Genomic DNA, 22,169 nt, shown 5'->3' on the forward strand with positions numbered 1-22,169 from the left:
TCTATCAGCACCACATAAAAAATTAAATTAAAATTAGAAATTAGGAAAAGAAATGTTAAATTACCCTGTAGTCATCCATTTTCATCGAAAAAACGGGGATTATGCAGCCTGTTCATTTAGTAGAAAACAGGCGGACAATGTTGAAAAATTGTATTATGAAAATAACTTTTTTGGAGCAAAGTTCTCCTTCACAGTTACAAGTCAAGAAAAGTTAGAAAACCTGAAGTTTTCTGTCGAGATTGATGGGACAGTTAAGGAATATTCCGTGCGTTATAACTACTATCCGCTTCTGACAGAAGTTTGGATTTTAGAGGGCGACGAGACTGTTTATTATTCTGAAAACCCAGCCATTGCTAGTCCTTACTACAAAGATCAAAATCCATTTGCTTTTGATAGAGCAATACATAGCGCTAGTTTTGATCACCACTGGGGCTACCAAGGAGAACTAGGTTACAGTCTTTCAGATTATCAGACTAGCTTTAAACTTTGGGCTCCTACGGCTACTGCTGTACAGGTGGTTGTCTACGAAAATACCAGCAACGACGCTCCGATTTGGAAAACCTTTAATCTAGAGCGTGGTAATAGCTATTCATACAGTCATAAGTACAATACCATTGGTGTTTGGAGTCTAGACTTAGATGAAAATCTTGCTGGCAAGGCTTATCAGTATCAGATTGACTTTCCTCACCACCAGACTGTGACGAGAGATCCTTACACGATTGCCACAAGTCCTGACGGCAAACGTTCCGTAATTCTTTCTCATCAAGACAGACAAGTAGAAGGATTTGTGGTCAAACATGGAACAGAAGCGCCTTGGCGTTTGGAAAATCCATGTAAAGCAGTTATCTGTGAAATGCATATCCGAGATTTAACCAAATCTCCGACCTCTGGAGTTGCAGAGCATCTCCGTGGAACCTTCCTTGGTGCTGCCCAGACTGGAACTGTAAACCAATTCGGACAAGCAACCGCCTTTGACTATATCAAAGAACTTGGCTGCAACTATGTTCAACTCCAGCCTATCTTTGATCGCCATAAGGAATACGATGAGGATGGAAATGTAACCTATAACTGGGGTTATGACCCTCAAAACTACAATGCACCAGAACCAAGTTTTTCTAGTAATCCAGATGATCCAGGGCAGGTCATTCGTGATTTGAAGACCATGGTTCAAGCCTATCACGATGCGGGGATTGGTGTCATTATGGACGTGGTTTATAATCACACCTTTTCAACGGTTGATGCACCTTTCCAAACAACTGTCCCTGATTACTACTATCGTATGAATCCAGACGGTACCTTCCAGAATGGAACAGGTGTTGGAAATGAAACAGCCAGTGAACACGAAATGTTCCGCAAGTACATGATTGATTCTCTTCTATACTGGGTACAGGAATACAATATTGACGGCTTCCGTTTTGACTTGATGGGTATTCATAATGTCAAAACCATGCAAGCGATTCGTTGGGCGCTAGATGAGGTTGATCCCCGTATTATCACTTATGGAGAAGGCTGGGATATGGGAACAGGTCTTGCAACTTATGATAAGGCCAAGAAGGATAATGCCTACCAAATGCCAAATATCGGATTCTTCAATGATAATCAGCGTGATGCGGTCAAAGGAGGAGAAGTTTATGGTGCAATCAAGTCAGGATTTGTAAGTGGTGCAGCCACTGAACCAATCATTGCCAAGGCCATTCTTGGTAGCCGAGAATTGGGTTCTTATCTCAGTCCAAACCAGGTTCTCAACTATGTTGAAGCCCATGACAATTACAATCTTCATGATTTGTTGGCGACTCTTCATCCTGATCAAAGTTCAGACCAGATTATGCGCAAGGTTGAGACGGCGACAGTAATGAACCTTCTCATGCAAGGAATGTCCTTTATGGAAATTGGCCAAGAATTTGGTCGAACCAAATTAATTCCGACGGGTGAACATGGACAACTCACTTCGGCAGACCGAGAACGTGCTATGAATAGTTACAACGCTCCTGACAGTGTTAACCAAATAAACTGGGATTTAATCAATGAAAGACAAGAAAGCATTGACTTTGTCCGTCAAATTATTCGACTGAAAACACAGACTAGCGCCTTTTCTTATCCTACATACGAAGAAGTTTACCGTCATGTCTTTGTTCACACAGCTGCAGAAAATAGCGGATGGATTGTTTACGAGATTCACGGGGGGCCAGAACATCTATTGGTAGTATTCAATGCCAAGGGAACTTCCTTATACTTTGAAAATGCAGGAAATCTAGAAATGCTTGTGACCAATAGTCGTTCGAAACAAGAAAATGTCATTGATGATACTAGTGTCGCAGTGCTAAAAGTACTCTCTTAAATGCATAAACTAAAAAGGGTTAGATTGTCTAATCCTTTTTATCATTTATAAGTTTTCAATGAAGATTAGAATCAAGTTTCAAATAGTTTGAAAAACCAAGCTTGTGAAAATAATCTCAAAAAAATTGCAAAAATGGTTGTAATTTTCTGAAAATTTGGTAAAATATATTTTAATCATTTTCAGGAGGACGAGAATTTGACAAGATATCAGAATTTAGTAAATGGAGAATGGAAATCATCTGAAAAAGAAATTACGATTTATTCACCAATCAATCAAGAAGAATTAGGAACAGTACCCGCTATGAGCCAAGCAGAAGTAGATGAGGCTATGAAAGCTGCGCGAGAAGCCCTCCCTGCATGGCGTGATTTATCAGCAGTTGAACGTGCGGCTTATTTGCACAAAACAGCAGCTATTTTAGAACGTGATAAGGAAGAAATCGGTACTATCCTTGCTAAAGAGGTAGCAAAAGGGATTAAAGCAGCTATTGGAGAAGTGGTGCGTACCGCAGACTTGATTCGATATGCTGCTGAGGAAGGTCTTCGTATCACTGGCCAAGCAATGGAAGGTGGCGGCTTTGAGGCAGTGAGTAAAAATAAACTGGCTGTTGTTCGTCGCGAGCCAGTTGGGGTTGTTTTAGCAATCGCACCATTTAACTATCCAGTTAACCTTTCTGGATCTAAAATTGCACCTGCCTTGATTGCAGGGAATGTGGTCATGTTTAAGCCACCAACTCAAGGTTCTATTTCTGGTCTCTTGCTGGCTAAAGCATTTGAAGAAGCAGGAATTCCAGCAGGTGTTTTCAACACCATTACGGGTCGTGGTTCAGAAATTGGGGATTATATCATTGAGCACAAAGAAGTCAACTTCATCAACTTTACAGGCTCAACTCCTATCGGAGAACGTATTGGTCGTTTAGCTGGTATGCGTCCTATCATGTTGGAGCTTGGTGGGAAAGATGCAGCCCTAGTACTAGAAGATGCAGATTTGGAACATGCTGCCAAGCAAATTGTTGCGGGTGCCTTTAGCTATTCAGGTCAACGTTGCACGGCCATTAAACGTGTCATTGTTCTCGAAAGTGTTGCAGATACATTAGCTACTTTGCTTCAAGCAGAGGTTGCTAAATTAACAGTTGGTGATCCATTTGACAATGCTGATATTACACCTGTTATTGACAATGCTTCAGCCGACTTCATCTGGGGCTTGATTGAGGATGCACAAGAAAAAGGGGCTCAGGCTCTTACACAAATCAAACGTGAGGGCAATCTTCTCTGGCCAGTGCTTTTTGACCAAGTTACAAAAGATATGAAAGTAGCATGGGAAGAGCCATTTGGCCCTGTTTTACCAATTATTAGTGTGGCTAATGTAGAAGAAGCAATTGTCTTTGCCAACGAATCTGAATTCGGCCTTCAATCCTCAGTCTTTACAAATGATTTCAAAAAGGCCTTTGAAATTGCTGAAAAACTTGAAGTGGGCACAGTTCATATTAATAATAAAACCCAACGTGGTCCAGATAATTTCCCCTTCCTTGGTGTCAAAGGTTCTGGTGCTGGTGTTCAAGGAATTAAATATAGCATTGAAGCGATGACAAATGTTAAATCCATTGTTTTTGATGTGAGATAAAATCAGGAGATTCGTTTCCTGATTTATTTTTTTACTTAAAATTATATTTTTGTTAGCTAAATAACGAACTTTGTGATAGTATTATTAAAAAACGATTCGTTTTCAAAGCTTTTCTGAAAATTTCTTGATTTACAAGTGAATACATCAGTGAATTTGTTGAAGACTTTCAAAAGATTTTTTTGCAAATTCCGTAATTTACTTGAATCTTCCCTAAAAAGGTAGTATAATAAATCTATAGAAAACGCTTACAGAAACAGGAGGGTGTATGGATAAGAATAATGCTTTAAAAACCTTTATGACAGGTGAAAATTTTCACCTCCAGCACTATCTGGGAGCTCATAGGGAAGAAAAAAATGGTGTGTATGGCTACACTTTTCGTGTATGGGCACCCAATGCTCAGGCTGTTCACTTAGTAGGGGATTTCACCAATTGGGTTGAAAATCAAATTCCGATGGAACGGAATGAATTTGGAGTCTGGGAAGTCTTTACCAGTCTTGCTCAAGAAGGCCAAATTTATAAGTACAATATCACACGTGCAAATGGTCATCAGCTGATGAAGATTGACCCTTTGGCTGTACGATATGAGGCACGACCTGGTACTGGGGCTATTTTAACAGATATTCCAAAAAAGAAATGGAAGGATGGCCTCTGGCTAGCCCGTAGAAAACGCTTGAGCTTTGAAGAGCGTCCTGTCAATATTTATGAGGCTCATGCTGGCTCTTGGAAGAGAAATCCTGATGGCAGTCCCTATAGTTTTGCTCAATTGAAAGATGAACTCATTCCTTACTTGGTTGAGATGAATTATACTCACATTGAATTTATGCCCCTGATGTCTCACCCACTAGGTTTGAGTTGGGGCTATCAGCTTATGGGTTACTTTGCTTTAGAGCATGCCTATGGTCGTCCTGAAGAGTTTCAAGATTTTGTTGAGGAATGTCACTTAAACAATATAGGCGTTATCGTAGACTGGGTACCTGGTCACTTTACTATTAATGATGATGCCTTGGCTTATTATGATGGAACACCGACTTTTGAATACCAAGACCATAATAAGGCTCATAACTACGGTTGGGGAGCACTTAATTTTGACCTTGGAAAGAATGAAGTCCAGTCTTTCCTGATCTCTAGTATTAAGTTCTGGATTGATTTTTATCATTTAGATGGTATTCGCGTGGATGCGGTTAGCAACATGCTTTATCTTGACTACGATGATGCTCCATGGACTCCTAATAAAGATGGTGGCAATCTCAACTATGAGGGTTATTATTTCCTTCAACGCTTGAATGATGTGATTAAACTAGTTCATCCAGACGTTATGATGATAGCTGAGGAAAGTTCATCAGCTACTCAGATTACTGACACTAAGGATTCAGATGGTCTAGGATTTGACTATAAATGGAATATGGGTTGGATGAATGATATCCTCCGATTCTACGAAGAAGATCCGATTTATCGTAAATACAACTTTAACCTAGTGACTTTCAGCTTTATGTATGTCTTCAAAGAGAATTATCTCCTACCATTCTCACACGATGAAGTGGTTCATGGCAAGAAGAGTATGATGCACAAGATGTGGGGAGATCGCTACAATCAATTCGCAGGCTTGCGTAATCTCTACACTTACCAAATTTGTCACCCTGGTAAGAAATTGCTCTTCATGGGTAGTGAATATGGGCAATTCCTAGAATGGAAATCTGAAGAACAGTTGGAATGGTCTAACCTAGAAGATCCAATGAATGCTAAGATGAAGTATTTCACTTCTCAGCTAAACCAGTTTTACAAAGATCACCGCTGTCTGTGGGAAATTGATACTAGCTATGATGGTATTGAAATCATCGATGCGGATAATCGAGACCAGAGTGTTCTTTCCTTCATCCGTAAGGGTAAGAAGGACGATATGTTAGTCTGTATCTTTAATATGGCACCTGTTGAACGAAAAGATTTTACAATTGGACTTCCTGTTGCAGGGATTTACGAAGAAGTCTGGAATACTGAGTTAGAAGAGTGGGGAGGCGTTTGGAAAGAACATAATCAAACTGTGCAAACGCAAGAAGGACTATGGAAAGATTATGAGCAGACCTTGACCTTTACCCTACCGGCTATGGGAGCAAGTGTTTGGAAAATCAAACGTCGCTTAAAACCTACTAAAACCGTCACAAGTAAAAACCAAAAAGGAGTAGAAAATGAAGAATGAAATGTTAGCTTTGATTCTTGCTGGTGGGCAAGGAACTCGTCTCGGTAAACTCACTCAAAGCATTGCAAAACCAGCTGTGCAATTTGGTGGGCGCTACCGTATCATTGACTTTGCTCTTTCAAACTGTGCCAACTCAGGCATCAACAATGTTGGAGTCATTACACAGTACCAACCACTTGCTCTCAACAACCATATCGGGAATGGTTCAAGCTGGGGACTAGATGGTATCAATTCTGGTGTCTCTATTCTTCAACCTTATTCTGCAAGTGAAGGAAATCGTTGGTTCGAAGGGACTAGTCACGCTATTTACCAAAATATCGATTATATCGACAGTGTCAATCCTGAGTATGTTTTGATTCTATCTGGGGACCACATCTATAAAATGGACTATGATGATATGCTCCAGTCACACAAGGATAACAATGCTAGTTTGACAGTAGCAGTTCTTGATGTTCCTCTTAAGGAAGCTAGCCGTTTTGGTATTATGAACACAGATGCCAATAACCGCATTGTTGAATTTGAAGAAAAACCAGCTCAACCTAAATCTACAAAAGCTTCTATGGGAATTTACATTTTTGATTGGCAACGTCTGCGCAATATGCTTGTTACTGCTGAAAAGAGCAATGTCGATATGTCAGACTTCGGTAAGAATGTCATTCCAAATTACCTTGAGTCAGGTGAAAGTGTCTATGCATATGAGTTTAATGGCTACTGGAAAGATGTTGGTACTATTGAGTCACTTTGGGAAGCTAACATGGAATATATTTCACCAGAAAATGCCTTGGATAGCCGTAACCGTCAATGGAAGATTTACTCAAGAAACTTAATTTCACCACCAAACTTCCTTGGGGCAAATGCTCATGTGGAAGATTCCTTGGTTGTCGATGGCTGTTTCGTAGATGGAACTGTTAAACATTCTATCCTCTCAACAGGTGCGCAAGTTCGCGAAGGGGCAGAAGTAGTAGATTCAGTTATCATGAGTGGTGCAATTGTCGGTCAGGGAGCTAAAATCAAACGTGCCATTATTGGTGAAGGTGCAGTTATTTCTGATGGTGTCGAAATTGATGGAACAGAAGAAGTACAAGTTGTAGGATATGATGAAGTAGTGGGGGTAGCAACAGATGAAGATTGATAAATATTCTGCCATTTTAGGAAACACAGTTGGTTTTCATGATATGTCAACACTGACAGACCACCGTCCAGTAGCTAGTTTGCCATTTGGTGGTAAATATCGCTTGATTGACTTCCCGCTTTCAAGTCTTGCTAATGCTGGTGTCCGTAGTATTTTTGGTATTTTCCAACAAGACAATATCAGCTCAGTCTTTGACCATATCCGTTCAGGACGTGAGTGGGGCTTGTCAACTCTTCTTAGCCACTATTATCTAGGTATTTACAATACTCGTGTGGAAAGTAGTACAGTTGGAAAAGAATACTACCAACAACTTCTTACTTACTTGAAACGTTCTGGCTCAAACCAAACAGTTTCACTCAACTGTGATGTTTTGATTAATATTGATTTGAACCAAGTTTTCCATCTACATAGTACAACAAAAGGGCCTATCACTGTAGTTTATAAAAAACTAGCTAAGAAAGACATTTCAGAAGTAAACGCAATCTTGGAAGTGGATGAAACAGACCATGTTCGTTCTCATAAACTCTTTGATAGTAAATCATCAGATGAAGTTTACAATATGTCGACAGATATCTTTGTCGTTGATACCCCTTGGTTGATTGAACGCTTAGAAGAAGAGGCTAAGAAAGAACATCCAGAGAAGTTGCGCTATGTTTTACGGGATTTGGCTGCAAAAGAAGGGGCTTTTGCCTACGAGTACACAGGCTACCTAGCCAACATTCATTCTGTAGAGTCTTATTATAAAGCGAATATCGATATGCTTGAATCGCAAAAGTTCTATTCTCTCTTCTCACCAAACCAAAAGATTTATACAAAGGTCAAAAACGAAGAGCCAACTTATTATGCTAATACATCTAAGGTAAGCACTTCTCAGTTTGCCTCTGGTAGTATTATTGAAGGTCAAGTGGCTAATTCTGTTTTATCACGTAATATTCATGTCCATAAGGATAGCTTGGTTAAAGATAGCATCTTATTCCCTCGTGTTGTTATTGGAGAAGGTGCTCAGGTAGAATACGCTATATTGGACAAGGGTGTTGAAGTTGCGGATGGAGTAGTGATCCGTGGAACTGCAGAACATCCAGTCGTCGTTAAGAAAGGTGCTAAAGTAACAGAGGATATTCATTCATGAAAATTTTATTTGTAGCAGCTGAGGGTGCACCCTTTTCAAAAACAGGTGGTTTGGGAGACGTCATTGGCGCTCTTCCTAAATCACTGGTAAAAGCGGGACATGAAGTTGCAGTAATTTTACCCTACTATGACATGGTAGAGGCTAAATTTGGAAATCAGATTGAAGATGTGCTTCATTTTGAGGTTAGTGTTGGTTGGCGCAGACAGTACTGTGGAATTAAGAAAACAGTACTAAATGGTGTGACCTTCTACTTTATTGACAATCAATATTATTTCTTCCGTGGTCATGTTTACGGTGATTTTGACGACGGAGAGCGCTTTGCATTTTTCCAACTGGCTGCCATTGAGGCTATGGAAAGGATTGACTTTATTCCTGATCTTCTCCATGTTCATGACTACCATACAGCTATGATTCCTTTCTTGTTGAAGGAAAAATACCGTTGGATTCAAGCCTATCAAGGAATAAAAACTGTTTTAACTATTCATAATTTAGAATTCCAAGGACAATTTTCAGAAGGAATGTTGGGTGATTTGTTTGGAGTTGGCTTTGAACGATACGCTGATGGCACCCTTCGCTGGAATAACTGTCTGAACTGGATGAAGGCTGGAATTCTTTACGCAGACCGTGTTTCAACTGTATCGCCTAGCTATGCCCATGAAATTATGACTAGTCAGTTTGGATGTAACTTAGATCAGATTCTTCGAATGGAGTCTGGTAAAGTTTCTGGTATCGTGAATGGGATTGATGCTGACCTGTATAATCCTCAGACGGATGTCCTTTTAGACTATCATTTTAATCAGGATGATTTGTCTGGTAAAGCCCAGAATAAGGCAAAATTGCAAGAGAGAGTAGGCTTGCCAGTTAGAACTGACGTTCCACTGGTGGGAATTGTTTCTCGTTTGACACGTCAAAAAGGTTTTGATGTGGTGGTCGAAAGTCTTCACCATATCTTGCAAAATGATGTTCAGATTGTTCTTTTGGGAACTGGCGATCCAGCATTTGAAGGAGCTTTCTCATGGTTTGCTCAAATCTATCCAGACAAGCTATCAGCAAATATCACTTTTGATGTCAAACTAGCTCAAGAAATCTACGCTGCTTGTGATCTCTTCCTCATGCCAAGTCGTTTTGAACCGTGTGGCTTGTCTCAAATGATGGCTATGCGTTACGGAACCTTGCCATTGGTCCATGAAGTTGGTGGCTTGCGAGATACTGTTCGTGCTTTCAATCCAATCGAAGGAAGCGGTACTGGCTTTAGCTTTGACAATCTATCTCCGTATTGGTTAAATTGGACTTTCCAAACAGCTTTGGACTTGTATAGAAACCATCCTGATGTTTGGAGAAACCTACAAAAACAAGCTATGGAGTGTGATTTCTCGTGGGATACAGCCTGCAGGTCATACCTTGAGTTGTACCATAGTTTAGTTAATTAATAGATAAAATCGTATGATGACTTCATACGATTTTTGGGCTGTTTAGAGAGGAGAACTGATGTCTCAAGTAAAAGGTTTGTGTGTTATGGATGTTGATGGAACCTTACTCCTAGAAGAAGTAATTGATCTTTTGGGAAGAGAGGCAGGTCGTGAGGAGGAAATTTCGCTGATTACAAGTCGGGCAATGAGAGGAGAGTTAGACTTTGAAACGAGTTTACGAGAGAGAGTAGCTTTGTTAAAAGGCCTCCCTGATTCGGTCTTTGATACAGTATTCAACTCTATTCATCTATCGCCAAATGCACAGAAATTTATCTCTATTCTCCAAAAGAATGGCATCCTAGTTGGTCTGGTGTCCGGTGGATTTATACCAATAGTTGATAGATTAGCAAAATCACTTGGAATTGCCCATTTCTCTGCCAACCAACTTGAAGTCAAAGATGGTCTTTTAACTGGAAAATTGATTGGACAAATTATAAGTCCTGAGGTCAAAAAAGAGACTCTGGAAAAATGGAGAGAGGAACTAAAACTTCCTCAAGAAAGAACTGTTGCAATCGGTGACGGGGCCAATGACTTATTAATGTTGAAGTCAGCAGGACTGGGAATTGCTTTTTGTGCCAAAGAAGTACTGAAACAAGAAATACCAAACCATGTTGACAAGAGGAATTTTTTAGAAGTTCTTCCCTTGATTGACTGTTTAGAATGAGGGAAAATATGAAGATTGTAATTGCACCAGATTCGTTTAAGGAAAGCTTGTCCGCTCAACAGGTAGCTGAAGCAATAAAAAGAGGCTTCCAACAATCGATAGCAGATGTAGACTGTCTCCTCTGCCCTGTTGGGGATGGGGGAGAAGGTACTGTTGATGCTATTCGACATTCTATTGACCTAGAAGAAAATTGGATCCAAGTGACAGGCCCTTTTGGACAAAAAGAAGCCATGCGCTATTTTCAAAAAGAACAACTGGCACTATTTGAAGTTGCTGATTTGGTTGGCCTTGGAAAGATTCCGCTAGAGAAACGAGATCCACTGAAAATCCAAACTTGTGGTATTGGAGAATTGATTCGCCACCTCATTAGTCAAGGGATTAAAGATATCTATATCGGCGTTGGTGGTACGGCCAGTAATGACGGAGGAATTGGGATCGCTGCTGGATTGGGTTATCAATTTTATGATAAGGATGGAAATGTATTGCCTGCTTACGGTCAGTCCTTATTAAACTTAGCTTCTGTTTCAACAGAAAATCGCTATGAAATTCCTGAAGATGTGCAAATTCGTATTTTAGCAGATGTCGTGAGTCCCTTATGTGGTCCTCAAGGTGCGACCTACATTTTTGGAAAACAAAAAGGCCTAGATCCTACTATGTTTGCAGTCGTAGATCAGGCAATCCAAGATTTTTATGAAAAAGTCTCGCCTGCAACATTAGAAATTAAAGGAGCAGGAGCTGGTGGAGGAATTGCTGGCGGTTTGTGTGCCTTTGCTCAGGCAAATATCGTGTCTGGAATTGATAGCTGCTTGAACTTAATTAACTTTGATAAGAAAGTTTCACATGCTGACTTGGTTGTTGTAGGAGAAGGAAGGCTAGATAGTCAAAGCTTATCAGGTAAAGCGCCTATAGGCGTAGCAAAAAGAACCCCTGTCGGAGTTCCTGTCATTGCTATTTGTGGTAGTATTGCTGAGGATTTACCTCCCTTACCATTTGAGAATATCCAAGCAGCTTTTTCTATTTTGGAGAAAAGTGAACCTTTAGAAGATAGTTTGAAAAATGCCAGTCTCTATTTGGAGCACACGGCTGCCAATATAGGGCATTTATTAAATATGCGCAAGATCTAGCCAAACCATTTCTTCCAGATGGATGTTTTGGCTGGTTCTTCCTTTTTAACTTCCCAAAGTTTTGCAAAAGCAAGTCGAAGGTCCTTTTCTTCTACTTGTACTGGTGCATTGCTATGGATAATCAGACCAAAAGGAGAAGAAGTATGCTCTTCAGATACAATAGTAGCTTGACTATCAGTTTCTTTAGCTTCTTTTAAGTAGAAAACTTGCTTGTCAAATTCGATATTTGGTGAAATCTTCACAAATAGTGGTTCTGCTTTTTCCTGAAGATTTTCTAAAATAGATAAAAAGCCTTTTTCTAACTGAGGGCTATTTGCTGTATCAATATCTGCATATCCAAGAACTCTTTCCTCAAAAGTGCCAAGATAGCGTCTTTGCTCATCTGGATTTAATTTTGGGCCACCATGAGTTTTTTCAAGTAATTGTTTTGATAAATCTGTCATAAAAACAGTATATCATAAAAGTTAGAATAAAACAGACAAAAGAAAGCGATTACTTTATAAAGTTAAGGAAAATTTGCACAAAAATAACGTTTTTTCTTGAAAAAGGTATCTTTTTGATGTATCATAGAGGTGTAAAATAATTTAACTCAAAGGAGAGTAAAAAATGTCAATTATTACTGATGTTTACGCTCGCGAAGTCCTAGACTCACGCGGTAACCCAACACTTGAAGTAGAAGTATATACTGAATCAGGTGCTCATGGACGTGGTATGGTTCCATCAGGAGCTTCTACTGGTGAACACGAAGCAGTTGAACTTCGTGACGGTGATAAATCTCGTTACGGTGGTCTTGGTACTCAAAAAGCTGTTGACAACGTAAACAACATTATTGCTGAAGCAATCATCGGCTATGATGTACGTGATCAACAAGCTATCGACCGTGCTATGATCGCTCTTGACGGTACTCCTAACAAAGGTAAATTGGGAGCAAACGCAATCCTTGGTGTGTCTATCGCTGTAGCTCGTGCTGCTGCTGACTACCTTGAAATCCCACTTTACAGCTACCTTGGTGGATTCAACACTAAAGTTCTTCCAACTCCAATGATGAACATCATCAATGGTGGATCTCACTCAGATGCTCCAATCGCTTTCCAAGAATTCATGATCGTACCTGCTGGTGCACCTACATTCAAAGAAGCTCTTCGTTGGGGTGCTGAAATCTTCCACGCTCTTAAGAAAATCCTTAAAGGTCGTGGTCTTGAAACAGCCGTTGGTGACGAAGGTGGATTTGCTCCTCGTTTCGACGGAACTGAAGATGGTGTAGAAACTATCATCGCTGCTATCGAAGCTGCTGGTTATGTTCCAGGTAAAGACGTATTTATCGGATTTGACTGTGCATCATCAGAATTCTACGATAAAGAACGCAAAGTTTACGATTACACTAAATTCGAAGGTGAAGGCGCTGCTGTTCGTACTGCTGAAGAACAAATCGCTTACCTTGAAGGATTGGTTGACAAATACCCTATCATACTTATCGAAGATGGTATGGATGAAAACGACTGGGAAGGTTGGAAAGCTCTTACTGAACGTCTTGGTGGTAAAGTTCAATTGATTGGTGACGACCTCTTCGTAACAAACACTGATTACCTTTCACGTGGTATCGAAGAAGGTGCTGCTAACTCAATCCTTATCAAAGTTAACCAAATCGGTACTCTTACTGAAACATTCGACGCTATCGAAATGGCGAAAGAAGCTGGTTACACTGCCGTTGTATCACACCGTTCAGGTGAAACTGAAGATTCAACAATCGCTGATATCGCAGTTGCAACAAACGCAGGACAAATCAAGACTGGTTCACTTTCACGTACAGACCGTATCGCTAAATACAACCAATTGCTTCGCATCGAAGATCAACTTGGTGAAGTAGCTGAATACCGTGGATTGAAATCATTCTACAACTTGAAAAAATAATCGTTGATTTAACAACGTTTTAAGCCCCTCGGATTTTATCCGAAGGGCTATTTTTGTATTTAGGGGGCAAAAAAGGGGCTTAACTTTTAAAAAAAGTAAGTTAATACAAATACGATTCAGCTTATATAATTGAAAATGATGGAAAAAAAGGTGAAATTATGGTATACTTTAACGTAGGACCTTTTTAGAAATTTTGAAAGAGTATTAAAAATTTAAAATGAGAAAAATTGTTATCAATGGTGGCTTGCCCCTGCAAGGTGAGATTACCATTAGTGGCGCAAAAAATAGTGTTGTAGCTTTAATTCCGGCTATTATTTTGGCAGATGATGTTGTGACTTTAGATTGTGTACCTGATATTTCTGATGTTGCTAGTCTTGTCGAAATCATGGAGTTAATGGGTGCCACAGTTAAGCGTTATGACGATGTATTGGAGATTGATCCAAGAGGTGTTCAAAATATTCCAATGCCTTATGGGAAAATCAATAGTCTTCGTGCATCTTATTATTTTTATGGAAGCCTTTTAGGTCGCTTTGGTGAAGCTACTGTTGGTTTACCTGGTGGATGTGATTTGGGACCTCGCCCTATTGACTTACACCTTAAGGCTTTTGAAGCTATGGGTGCAACTGTTAGCTACGAGGGAGATAACATGAAGTTATCTGCCAAAGATACAGGACTTCACGGCGCAAGTATCTACATGGACACGGTTAGTGTCGGTGCGACGATAAATACGATGATTGCTGCTGTTAAAGCTAAGGGGCGTACTATTATTGAAAATGCAGCTCGTGAGCCTGAGATTATTGATGTAGCTACTCTCTTGAATAATATGGGAGCTCATATCCGTGGTGCAGGAACAAATATCATCATTATTGATGGTGTTGAAAGATTACACGGAACGCGTCATCAGGTGATTCCAGATCGTATCGAAGCTGGAACGTATATTTCCTTAGCTGCTGCAGTTGGTAAGGGAATTCGGATTAATAATGTTCTTTATGAACACTTAGAAGGATTCATTGCTAAGTTGGAAGAAATGGGAGTTCGAATGACTGTATCTGAAGACAGTATTTTTGTTGAAGAACAGTCTAATTTGAAAGCAATCAATATTAAGACAGCTCCTTACCCAGGCTTTGCTACTGACTTGCAACAACCAATTACTCCTCTCTTGTTAACAGCAGAGGGTCGTGGTACCATTATTGATACCATTTATGAAAAACGAGTAAACCATGTTTTTGAACTAGCAAAGATGGACGCAGATATTACGACTACAAACGACCATATTTTATATACTGGTGGCCGTAGTTTACGTGGTGCAAATGTAAAAGCTACTGACCTTAGAGCTGGGGCCGCACTTGTCATTGCTGGTTTAATGGCTGAAGGCAAAACTGAAATTACAAATATTGAGTTCATCTTACGTGGTTATTCAGATATTATTGAAAAATTACGTAATCTAGGAGCTGATATTACACTTGTTGAAGAATAAACCGTAGAGGTGTTTATGAATATTTGGACCAAATTAGCAATGTTTTCTTTTTTTGAAACGGATCGCTTGTATTTGCGTCCTTTCTTTTTTAGTGATAGTAAGGACTTCCATGAGATAGCTTCAAATCCAGAAAATTTACAATTCATTTTTCCAAGTCAAGCTAGTTTGGAAGAGAGTCAATATGCACTGGCCAATTATTTTATGAAATCTCCATTAGGAGTATGGGCTATTTGTGACAAGAAAACTGAAAAAATGATTGGTTCAATTAAGTTTGAAAAGCTAGATGAAATTAAAAAAGAAGCAGAACTTGGTTATTTTTTGAGAAAAGATGTATGGTGTCAAGGTTTCATGACAGAAGTTGTTAAAAAACTCTGTCAGCTTTCTTTTGAGGAATTTGGCTTAAAACAATTATCTATCATTACCCACCTTGAAAATGAAGCTAGCCAAAGAGTTGCTCTTAAGGCTGGATTTCGTTTGTTCCGTCAGTTTAAGGGAAGTGATCGCTACACAAGAAAAATGCGGGATTATCTTGAATTTCGGTATGTAAAAGGAGAATTCAATGAGTAAACATCAGGAAATTCTAAGCTATTTGGAGGAATTACCAGTAGGTAAAAGGGTCAGTGTTCGTAGCATTTCAAACCATCTGGGAGTCAGTGATGGAACGGCTTATCGGGCCATTAAAGAAGCTGAAAATCGTGGAATTGTAGAGACTCGCCCAAGAAGTGGTACTATCCGAGTCAAATCTCAGAAAGTTGCTATCGAAAGATTAACATTTGCTGAAATTGCAGAAGTGACTTCTTCTGAGGTTTTGGCTGGGCAAGAAGGTTTAGAGAGAGAATTTAGTAAATTTTCAATCGGTGCCATGACTGAACAAAATATCTTGTCCTACCTTCACGATGGTGGGCTCCTGATTGTCGGAGATCGTACTCGTATCCAATTACTAGCGCTGGAAAATGAAAATGCAGTTCTGGTTACAGGTGGATTTCAGGTTCATGATGATGTGCTTAAACTGGCCAATCAAAAAGGAATTCCAGTTCTGAGAAGTAAGAATGACACTTTTACCATTGCGACCATGATCAATAAAGCCCTGTCAAATGTACAAATCAAGACTGATATTCTGACAGTTGAGAAACTTTATCGCCCAAGTCATGAGTATGGTTTTCTGAGAGAAACCGACACAGTCAAAGATTATTTGGACTTAGTTCGTAAGAATCGTAGCAGCCGTTTCCCTGTTATTAATCAACATCAGGTTGTTATTGGAGTTGTAACTATGAGAGATGCTGGTGATAAATCACCAAGCACGACAATTGATAAGGTCATGTCTCGTAGTCTATTTTTGGTTGGATTATCAACAAATATTGCTAATGTGAGTCAACGGATGATTGCTGAAGACTTTGAAATGGTACCGGTTGTTCGGAATAATCAAACCTTGCTTGGAGTTGTGACACGACGAGATGTCATGGAGAAGATGAGTCGTTCCCAAGTTTCGGCTCTACCAACTTTTTCTGAGCAGATTGGTCAAAAACTTTCTTACCACCATGATGAAGTAGTCATTACAGTGGAACCCTTTATGCTTGAGAAAAACGGAGTTTTGGCTAATGGTGTATTGGCAGAAATTCTGACCCACATGACCCAAGATTTAGTTGTGAATAGTGGGCGCAATCTCATTATCGAGCAGATGCTAATTTACTTTTTGCAGGCTGTTCAGATAGATGATATATTGCGTATTCAAGCCCGTATTATCCATCATACGAGACGGTCAGCTATTATTGATTACGATATTTATCATGGTCACCAGATTGTTTCAAAAGCAAATGTAACCGTTAAAATTAATTAGAAACTAGGAGAAAAAATGATAACATTAAAATCAGCTCGTGAAATCGAAGCTATGGACAAGGCTGGTGATTTTCTAGCAAGTATTCATATCGGCTTACGTGATTTGATTAAGCCAGGCGTAGATATGTGGGAAGTTGAAGAATACGTTCGCCGTCGTTGTAAGGAAGAAAATTTCCTTCCGCTTCAGATTGGAGTTGACGGTGCCATGATGGACTATCCTTATGCTACCTGTTGCTCTCTTAATGATGAAGTGGCTCATGCTTTCCCTCGTCACTATATCTTGAAAGATGGTGATTTGCTCAAAGTTGATATGGTTTTGGGAGGTCCAATTGCTAAATCTGACCTGAATGTCTCAAAATTAAACTTCAACAATGTTGAGCAAATGAAAAAATACACCCAGAGCTATTCTGGTGGCCTAGCAGACTCTTGTTGGGCTTATGCAGTTGGTACACCGTCCGAAGAAGTGAAAAATCTGATGGATGTAACTAAAGAAGCCATGTATAAGGGGATAGAGCAAGCCGTTGTTGGGAACCGTATTGGTGATATTGGTGCAGCTATTCAAGAATACGCTGAAAGTCGTGGATACGGTGTAGTGCGTGATTTGGTTGGTCATGGTGTTGGCCCAACTATGCATGAAGAACCAATGGTTCCTAACTATGGTATTGCAGGTCGTGGGCTTCGTCTCCGTGAAGGAATGGTCTTAACCATTGAACCGATGATCAATACTGGTGATTGGGAAATTGATACAGATATGAAGACTGGTTGGGCGCATAAGACTATTGACGGTGGCCTATCTTGTCAATATGAACACCAATTCGTGATTACGAAAGACGGACCTGTTATCTTGACTAGCCAAGGTGAAGAAGGAACTTATTAGTAAAAAGTGAAAAGGCTGCTGGAAGTTGATTTTATAAAGAATTTACTAGAACTTTTCATAATAAAGCGCATTATATCAAGTTTTAAGGGTTGATGTGATGCGTTTTTCTGATTTCAAGATTCTTACGTCAATCTCTTGTTCTGTATTACGATTTCAAAAACAAAATTCTTCTAAAATGCTACACTTCAGCTTAAAAAAACGACATTTCAGATTTTCTGGTTCAGAAATAGCTATCACTATGATATAATTATTTTATGATTATTACTATTCCTATAAAAAATCAAAAAGATATTGGCACACCATCCGATTCGGTCGTTGTACTCGGCTATTTTGATGGTATACATAAGGGACATCAAGAACTATTTCGTGTTGCCAACAAGGCTGCGAGAAAGGATTTATTGCCTATCGTAGTTATGACCTTTAATGAATCTCCAAAGATCGCTTTAGAGCCTTATCATCCTGACCTATTTTTGCATATTTTGAACCCTGCTGAACGTGAGAGAAAATTAAAGCGTGAAGGTGTAGAAGAATTGTATCTCCTTGATTTTAGTAGCAAATTTGCTAGTCTCACAGCAGAAGAATTTTTTGCGACTTATATCAAGGCTATGAATGCCAAAATTATTGTTGCAGGTTTTGATTATACATTTGGTTCTGACAAAAAAACGGCAGAAGATTTAAAGAATTACTTTGATGGAGAGGTTATCATTGTCCCACCTGTAGAAGATGAGAAAGGAAAGATTAGTTCAACTCGTATCCGTCAAGCTATTTTAGATGGCAATGTGAAAGAAGCAGGAGAACTTTTGGGGGCACCGCTTCCATCCAGAGGTATGGTGGTTCATGGTAACGCTCGTGGTCGTACGATTGGTTATCCAACAGCTAATTTGGTACTTTTAGACCGTACTTATATGCCAGCAGATGGTGTTTATGTTGTTGATGTTGAAATTCAAAGACAGAAGTATCGCGCTATGGCTAGTGTTGGAAAAAATGTGACCTTTGATGGAGAAGAAGCACGTTTTGAAGTCAATATTTTTGATTTTAATCAAGATATTTATGGGGAAACCGTCATGGTTTATTGGCTTGATCGTATTCGAGATATGACCAAATTTGACTCAGTTGACCAATTAGTGGATCAGTTAAAGGCTGATGAAGAAGTAGCTCGAAATTGGTCTTAAGAGTTTGGGTAATTAAAAAAGAGGTTGTCTGTAACCCAAAAGATAGATGATGTAGTCTAACTTTTGAGGTCACTACAAGACCTCTTTTTATTCTTTTTCAAAGGTAAATCCTTCTCCAAGGATTTCGTGAGCTTCTGTAATAGTTATAAAGGCTTGAGGATCAATTCGATGAATCATTTCCTTCATTTTCACAATTTCATTTCTTCCGACAATACAGTAAATGATTTTTAAATCTTCTTGACTATAATAACCTTGACCTGAGATGAAAGTAACGCCTCTACCTAGGTCATCATTAATCGCCTTAGCAAGTTGGTCAGGACGTTTGGTAATAATCATAAATCCTTTACCTGCGTAGCCACCTTCGCCAATCAAATCAATGACACGCGAAACGATAAAATCAAATAAGAGCGTGTAGGAAACCAATCTCAAGTCCTTGAAGATTAGGAGAATGAGCATGAGAATACAAAAATCTAAGATAAAGAGCAGTTTTCCCATTGATATATGAGTGTACTTGTTGAGAATACGAGCTAGAATATCAGTACCACCAGTTGTACCTCCAGCATTAAAGATAATTCCAAGACCAATTCCCAATAGAATCCCAGCTATAAGGGCAGTGATTAGTAAATCACCTTGAAGATCAATATGAAGGGGAATACGTTCAAAAAAGGCCAACCAGGCGGACAAGGCTAAGGTTCCTAGTAAACTAGAATAGAGGGACTTTGCTCCAAAAATCTTCCAAGCTAGGATGAAAAGGGGAATATTAATCAGCAGGTTCATGAGAGAAACAGGGATTTTAAAAAGATAAAAGGTGATAAGGGTAATACCTGTCGCCCCTCCTTCAAAGAGATGATGGGGAACTACAAAATAAGTCAGCCCAAAAGCATAAATAGCAGCACCTAGCAAAATGGTTAAAATGGGATAAATTTTTTTAATCATAGGGACCTCTTTTCTTATAAGTAGATTATATCAAATTTTTAAGGAAAATTTGATTGACTCCATTAGGATTTTTAATCTTTTTTTGATATAATTAAAAGTGAAAAACCAATCTGAATCCTAAAATAGAAAGATTGATACTATGACTAAAATTAAGATTGTAACCGATTCATCTGTTACTATTGAACCAGAACTAGTAAAACAATTAGATATCACTGTTGTTCCGTTATCTGTAATGATTGATAATGTTGTTTATTCTGATGCGGATTTGAAAGAAGAAGGTAAATTTCTTCAGTTGATGCAAGAAAGTAAAAATCTTCCGAAAACAAGTCAGCCACCTGTAGGTGTCTTTGCTGAAGTTTTTGAAGACCTATGTAAAGATGGTAGCCAGATTCTTGCTATTCATATGTCTCATGCCCTTTCTGGTACTGTAGAAGCGGCACGTCAAGGTGCTAGCTTATCTACTGCCGATGTGACAGTTATTGATAGTTCCTTCACTGACCAAGCCTTGAAATTCCAAGTTGTTGAGGCTGCAAAATTAGCGCAAGAAGGCAAGGAGTTGGAGGAAATCTTATCTCATGTAGAAGAGGTTAAAAACCACACAGAACTCTATATTGGCGTTTCAACTTTGGAAAATTTAGTAAAAGGTGGACGAATTGGCCGTGTAACTGGATTGTTGAGCTCACTTCTCAATATCCGTGTTGTCATGCAGATGAAAGACCATGAGTTGCAGCCAATCGTTAAAGGTCGTGGAGCTAAAACCTTTAAAAAATGGTTAGATGAGTTGATAACATCGCTCTCTGAACGTTCTGTAGCAGAGATTGGAATTTCATATTCTGGTAGTGCTGATTGGGCAAAAGAGATGAAAGAAAGCTTACAAGCTTATGTTGAAAAGCCTATTTCAGTTTTGGAAACGGGCTCTATTATTCAAACTCACACGGGTGAGAATGCTTGGGCTATTTTAGTACGTTACCACTCTTAAAAAAATAAATAAAATGGGAAGAAATAGCGTTTTTAACTTGACCTAAAAGGGATTTTAGGATATGATTATATTTGTTAATTAGAAATTAAATTGGAGGAATCATTAACATGGCAAACAAACAAGATTTGATCGCTAAAGTAGCAGAAGCTACAGAATTGACTAAGAAAGACTCAGCGGCAGCAGTTGAAGCTGTATTCGCAGCAGTAACTGAGTACCTTGCAGCTGGTGAAAAAGTTCAATTGATTGGTTTTGGTAACTTTGAAGTTCGTGAGCGTGCTGCACGTAAAGGTCGCAACCCACAAACTGGTAAAGAAATCAAAATTGCAGCTTCTAAAGTTCCAGCATTCAAAGCTGGTAAAGCTCTTAAAGACGCTGTTAAATAATCAACCTTCAAAAAGCCTATCATATCAAGCATTTGAGCTTGTGTGACAGGCTTTTCTTTTGGTTTTGGGGCATTTTTGAGGCAGAATCTGAATGAACTAGTACCGGAAAATCTTTCAAATACAGACTAATTCAATTTGCGTAGCAGAAATCATACAAATGAAATTGATTATAGTAAAATAGGATTAGAATTATTAAGAAAGTTGGTTTTTTATTGGAAACGATAGTATTTTCAATCTCCGTTTTTTTAGCAGGGATCTTGTCCTTCTTTTCTCCCTGTATCTTTCCTCTTTTGCCAGTTTATGCTGGGATTTTATTGGATGATCAGGAAAGTGCAAAAAGCTTTTCTTTGTTTGGGAGAAAGGTTGCCTGGTCAGGTCTGATTCGAACTCTTTGCTTTATCGCAGGTATCTCTCTCATTTTCTTTATTTTAGGCTTTGGTGCTGGTTACTTTGGTAATATTCTCTATGTCAATTGGTTTCGCTATACCATGGGAACAATTATTATCATTTTAGGCCTTCACCAGATGGAAATTTTTCATTTTAAGAAATTAGAGGTTCAAAAAAGCTTTACTTTTAAGAAATCAGAAGCCAATCGTTATTGGTCAGCCTTTTTACTCGGTATTACTTTTAGCTTTGGTTGGACGCCTTGTATTGGTCCTGTTTTGAGTTCTGTTTTAGCGCTTGCGGCTTCTGGAGGAAATGGCGCTTGGCAAGGAGCTATCTATACTCTTATTTACACTCTGGGAATGGCCATTCCTTTCTTGGTTTTGGCTCTAGCTTCAGGTGTAGTAATGCCTTATTTTAGTAAAATTAAACGTCATATGATGCTACTGAAGAAAATTGGTGGTTTCCTCATTATTTTAATGGGAATTTTGTTACTATTAGGACAAGTAAATGTTCTAGCTGGAATTTTTGAATAAAGGAGAAA

At 39.1% G+C, this 22,169-nt stretch carries 19 protein-coding genes; 17 read left to right on the forward strand and 2 right to left on the reverse strand.

Going from position 1 to position 22,169, the window contains the following annotated elements; all coding sequences use genetic code 11:
• Positions 1-52 precede the first annotated feature (52 nt).
• From pulA to QM408_RS04675, 8 genes are all read left to right on the forward strand, one after another.
• Complete coding sequence (gene pulA / locus QM408_RS04640) at positions 53-2,338, forward strand: type I pullulanase (protein WP_000935956.1); 2,286 nt, start codon at positions 53-55, stop codon at positions 2,336-2,338.
• A 195-nt stretch (positions 2,339-2,533) separates the two neighbouring features.
• Positions 2,534-3,958, forward strand: a complete 1,425-nt coding sequence (locus tag QM408_RS04645) for an NADP-dependent glyceraldehyde-3-phosphate dehydrogenase (RefSeq protein WP_033685143.1) — start codon at positions 2,534-2,536, stop codon at positions 3,956-3,958.
• A gap of 265 nt (positions 3,959-4,223) precedes the next feature.
• A complete protein-coding gene (gene glgB, locus QM408_RS04650) occupies positions 4,224-6,152 on the forward strand; it encodes a 1,4-alpha-glucan branching protein GlgB (protein ID WP_214614957.1) in 1,929 nt (642 codons plus the stop codon).
• A complete protein-coding gene (locus QM408_RS04655) occupies positions 6,142-7,284 on the forward strand; it encodes a glucose-1-phosphate adenylyltransferase (protein ID WP_049491443.1) in 1,143 nt (380 codons plus the stop codon). The genes glgB and QM408_RS04655 overlap by 11 nt, the downstream gene beginning before the upstream one ends.
• Positions 7,274-8,413, forward strand: a complete 1,140-nt coding sequence (gene glgD / locus QM408_RS04660; RefSeq protein WP_049544248.1) for a glucose-1-phosphate adenylyltransferase subunit GlgD — start codon at positions 7,274-7,276, stop codon at positions 8,411-8,413. The genes QM408_RS04655 and glgD overlap by 11 nt, the downstream gene beginning before the upstream one ends.
• On the forward strand, positions 8,410-9,843 hold the full coding sequence (gene glgA / locus QM408_RS04665; protein ID WP_414373774.1) for a glycogen synthase GlgA: 1,434 nt from the start codon (positions 8,410-8,412) through the stop codon (positions 9,841-9,843). Before glgD ends, glgA begins: the two co-directional genes overlap by 4 nt.
• Before the next feature lie 58 nt (positions 9,844-9,901).
• Positions 9,902-10,546 (forward strand): phosphoserine phosphatase SerB, encoded by a 645-nt coding sequence (gene serB, locus QM408_RS04670; protein WP_261012357.1) that lies wholly within the window; start codon positions 9,902-9,904, stop codon positions 10,544-10,546.
• Positions 10,547-10,554: 8 nt separating this feature from the next.
• The gene (locus tag QM408_RS04675) at positions 10,555-11,670 is read left to right on the forward strand and encodes a glycerate kinase (protein WP_414373776.1); all 1,116 of its coding nucleotides are present in this window, start codon (positions 10,555-10,557) and stop codon (positions 11,668-11,670) included.
• On the opposite strand, the gene QM408_RS04680 is transcribed toward QM408_RS04675, so the two are convergent.
• Positions 11,667-12,113 carry a DUF1694 domain-containing protein gene (locus QM408_RS04680; protein WP_414373778.1) on the reverse strand — a complete coding sequence of 149 codons (447 nt, stop codon included), beginning with the start codon at positions 12,111-12,113 and terminating at the stop codon, positions 11,667-11,669. The genes QM408_RS04675 and QM408_RS04680 overlap by 4 nt on opposite strands.
• A gap of 163 nt (positions 12,114-12,276) precedes the next feature.
• Between QM408_RS04680 and eno the strand changes: the two genes are divergently transcribed.
• From eno to QM408_RS04710, 6 genes are all read left to right on the forward strand, one after another.
• Positions 12,277-13,581, forward strand: a complete 1,305-nt coding sequence (gene eno, locus QM408_RS04685; protein WP_155173017.1) for a surface-displayed alpha-enolase — start codon at positions 12,277-12,279, stop codon at positions 13,579-13,581.
• Positions 13,582-13,798: 217 nt separating this feature from the next.
• A complete protein-coding gene (locus tag QM408_RS04690) occupies positions 13,799-15,058 on the forward strand; it encodes a UDP-N-acetylglucosamine 1-carboxyvinyltransferase (RefSeq protein WP_261121054.1) in 1,260 nt (419 codons plus the stop codon).
• A 15-nt stretch (positions 15,059-15,073) separates the two neighbouring features.
• The gene (locus tag QM408_RS04695) at positions 15,074-15,625 is read left to right on the forward strand and encodes a GNAT family N-acetyltransferase (RefSeq protein ID WP_414373787.1); all 552 of its coding nucleotides are present in this window, start codon (positions 15,074-15,076) and stop codon (positions 15,623-15,625) included.
• Positions 15,618-16,895 (forward strand): CBS-HotDog domain-containing transcription factor SpxR, encoded by a 1,278-nt coding sequence (spxR, locus tag QM408_RS04700; protein WP_024056826.1) that lies wholly within the window; start codon positions 15,618-15,620, stop codon positions 16,893-16,895. Before QM408_RS04695 ends, spxR begins: the two co-directional genes overlap by 8 nt.
• Positions 16,896-16,910: 15 nt before the next feature.
• Positions 16,911-17,771, forward strand: a complete 861-nt coding sequence (locus QM408_RS04705; protein WP_000631543.1) for a methionyl aminopeptidase — start codon at positions 16,911-16,913, stop codon at positions 17,769-17,771.
• Between the two features lie 254 nt (positions 17,772-18,025).
• Positions 18,026-18,943, forward strand: coding sequence for a bifunctional riboflavin kinase/FAD synthetase (locus tag QM408_RS04710; RefSeq protein ID WP_000587433.1), 918 nt, complete (start codon positions 18,026-18,028; stop codon positions 18,941-18,943).
• A gap of 87 nt (positions 18,944-19,030) precedes the next feature.
• Here QM408_RS04710 and QM408_RS04715 read toward each other — a convergent pair whose 3' ends face one another.
• Entirely contained in the window at positions 19,031-19,879 is an 849-nt protein-coding gene (locus tag QM408_RS04715) for a YitT family protein (protein ID WP_024056825.1), read from the reverse strand.
• 139 nt (positions 19,880-20,018) lie between these two features.
• Here QM408_RS04715 and QM408_RS04720 point away from each other — a divergent pair, with 139 nt between their 5' ends.
• The 3 genes from QM408_RS04720 to ccdA2 all read left to right on the forward strand — a co-directional run bounded on the left by QM408_RS04720 (position 20,019) and on the right by ccdA2 (position 22,161).
• Complete coding sequence (locus QM408_RS04720; RefSeq protein ID WP_049500761.1) at positions 20,019-20,858, forward strand: DegV family protein; 840 nt, start codon at positions 20,019-20,021, stop codon at positions 20,856-20,858.
• 107 nt (positions 20,859-20,965) lie between these two features.
• Positions 20,966-21,241 (forward strand): HU family DNA-binding protein, encoded by a 276-nt coding sequence (locus QM408_RS04725; protein WP_001284640.1) that lies wholly within the window; start codon positions 20,966-20,968, stop codon positions 21,239-21,241.
• Between the two features lie 212 nt (positions 21,242-21,453).
• On the forward strand, positions 21,454-22,161 hold the full coding sequence (ccdA2, locus tag QM408_RS04730) for a thiol-disulfide oxidoreductase-associated membrane protein CcdA2 (protein ID WP_261060328.1): 708 nt from the start codon (positions 21,454-21,456) through the stop codon (positions 22,159-22,161).
• Positions 22,162-22,169 lie beyond the last annotated feature (8 nt).

Origin of the sequence: Streptococcus mitis, assembly GCF_047464965.1 — a bacterium.
Taxonomy (GTDB): domain Bacteria; phylum Bacillota; class Bacilli; order Lactobacillales; family Streptococcaceae; genus Streptococcus; species Streptococcus mitis_DU.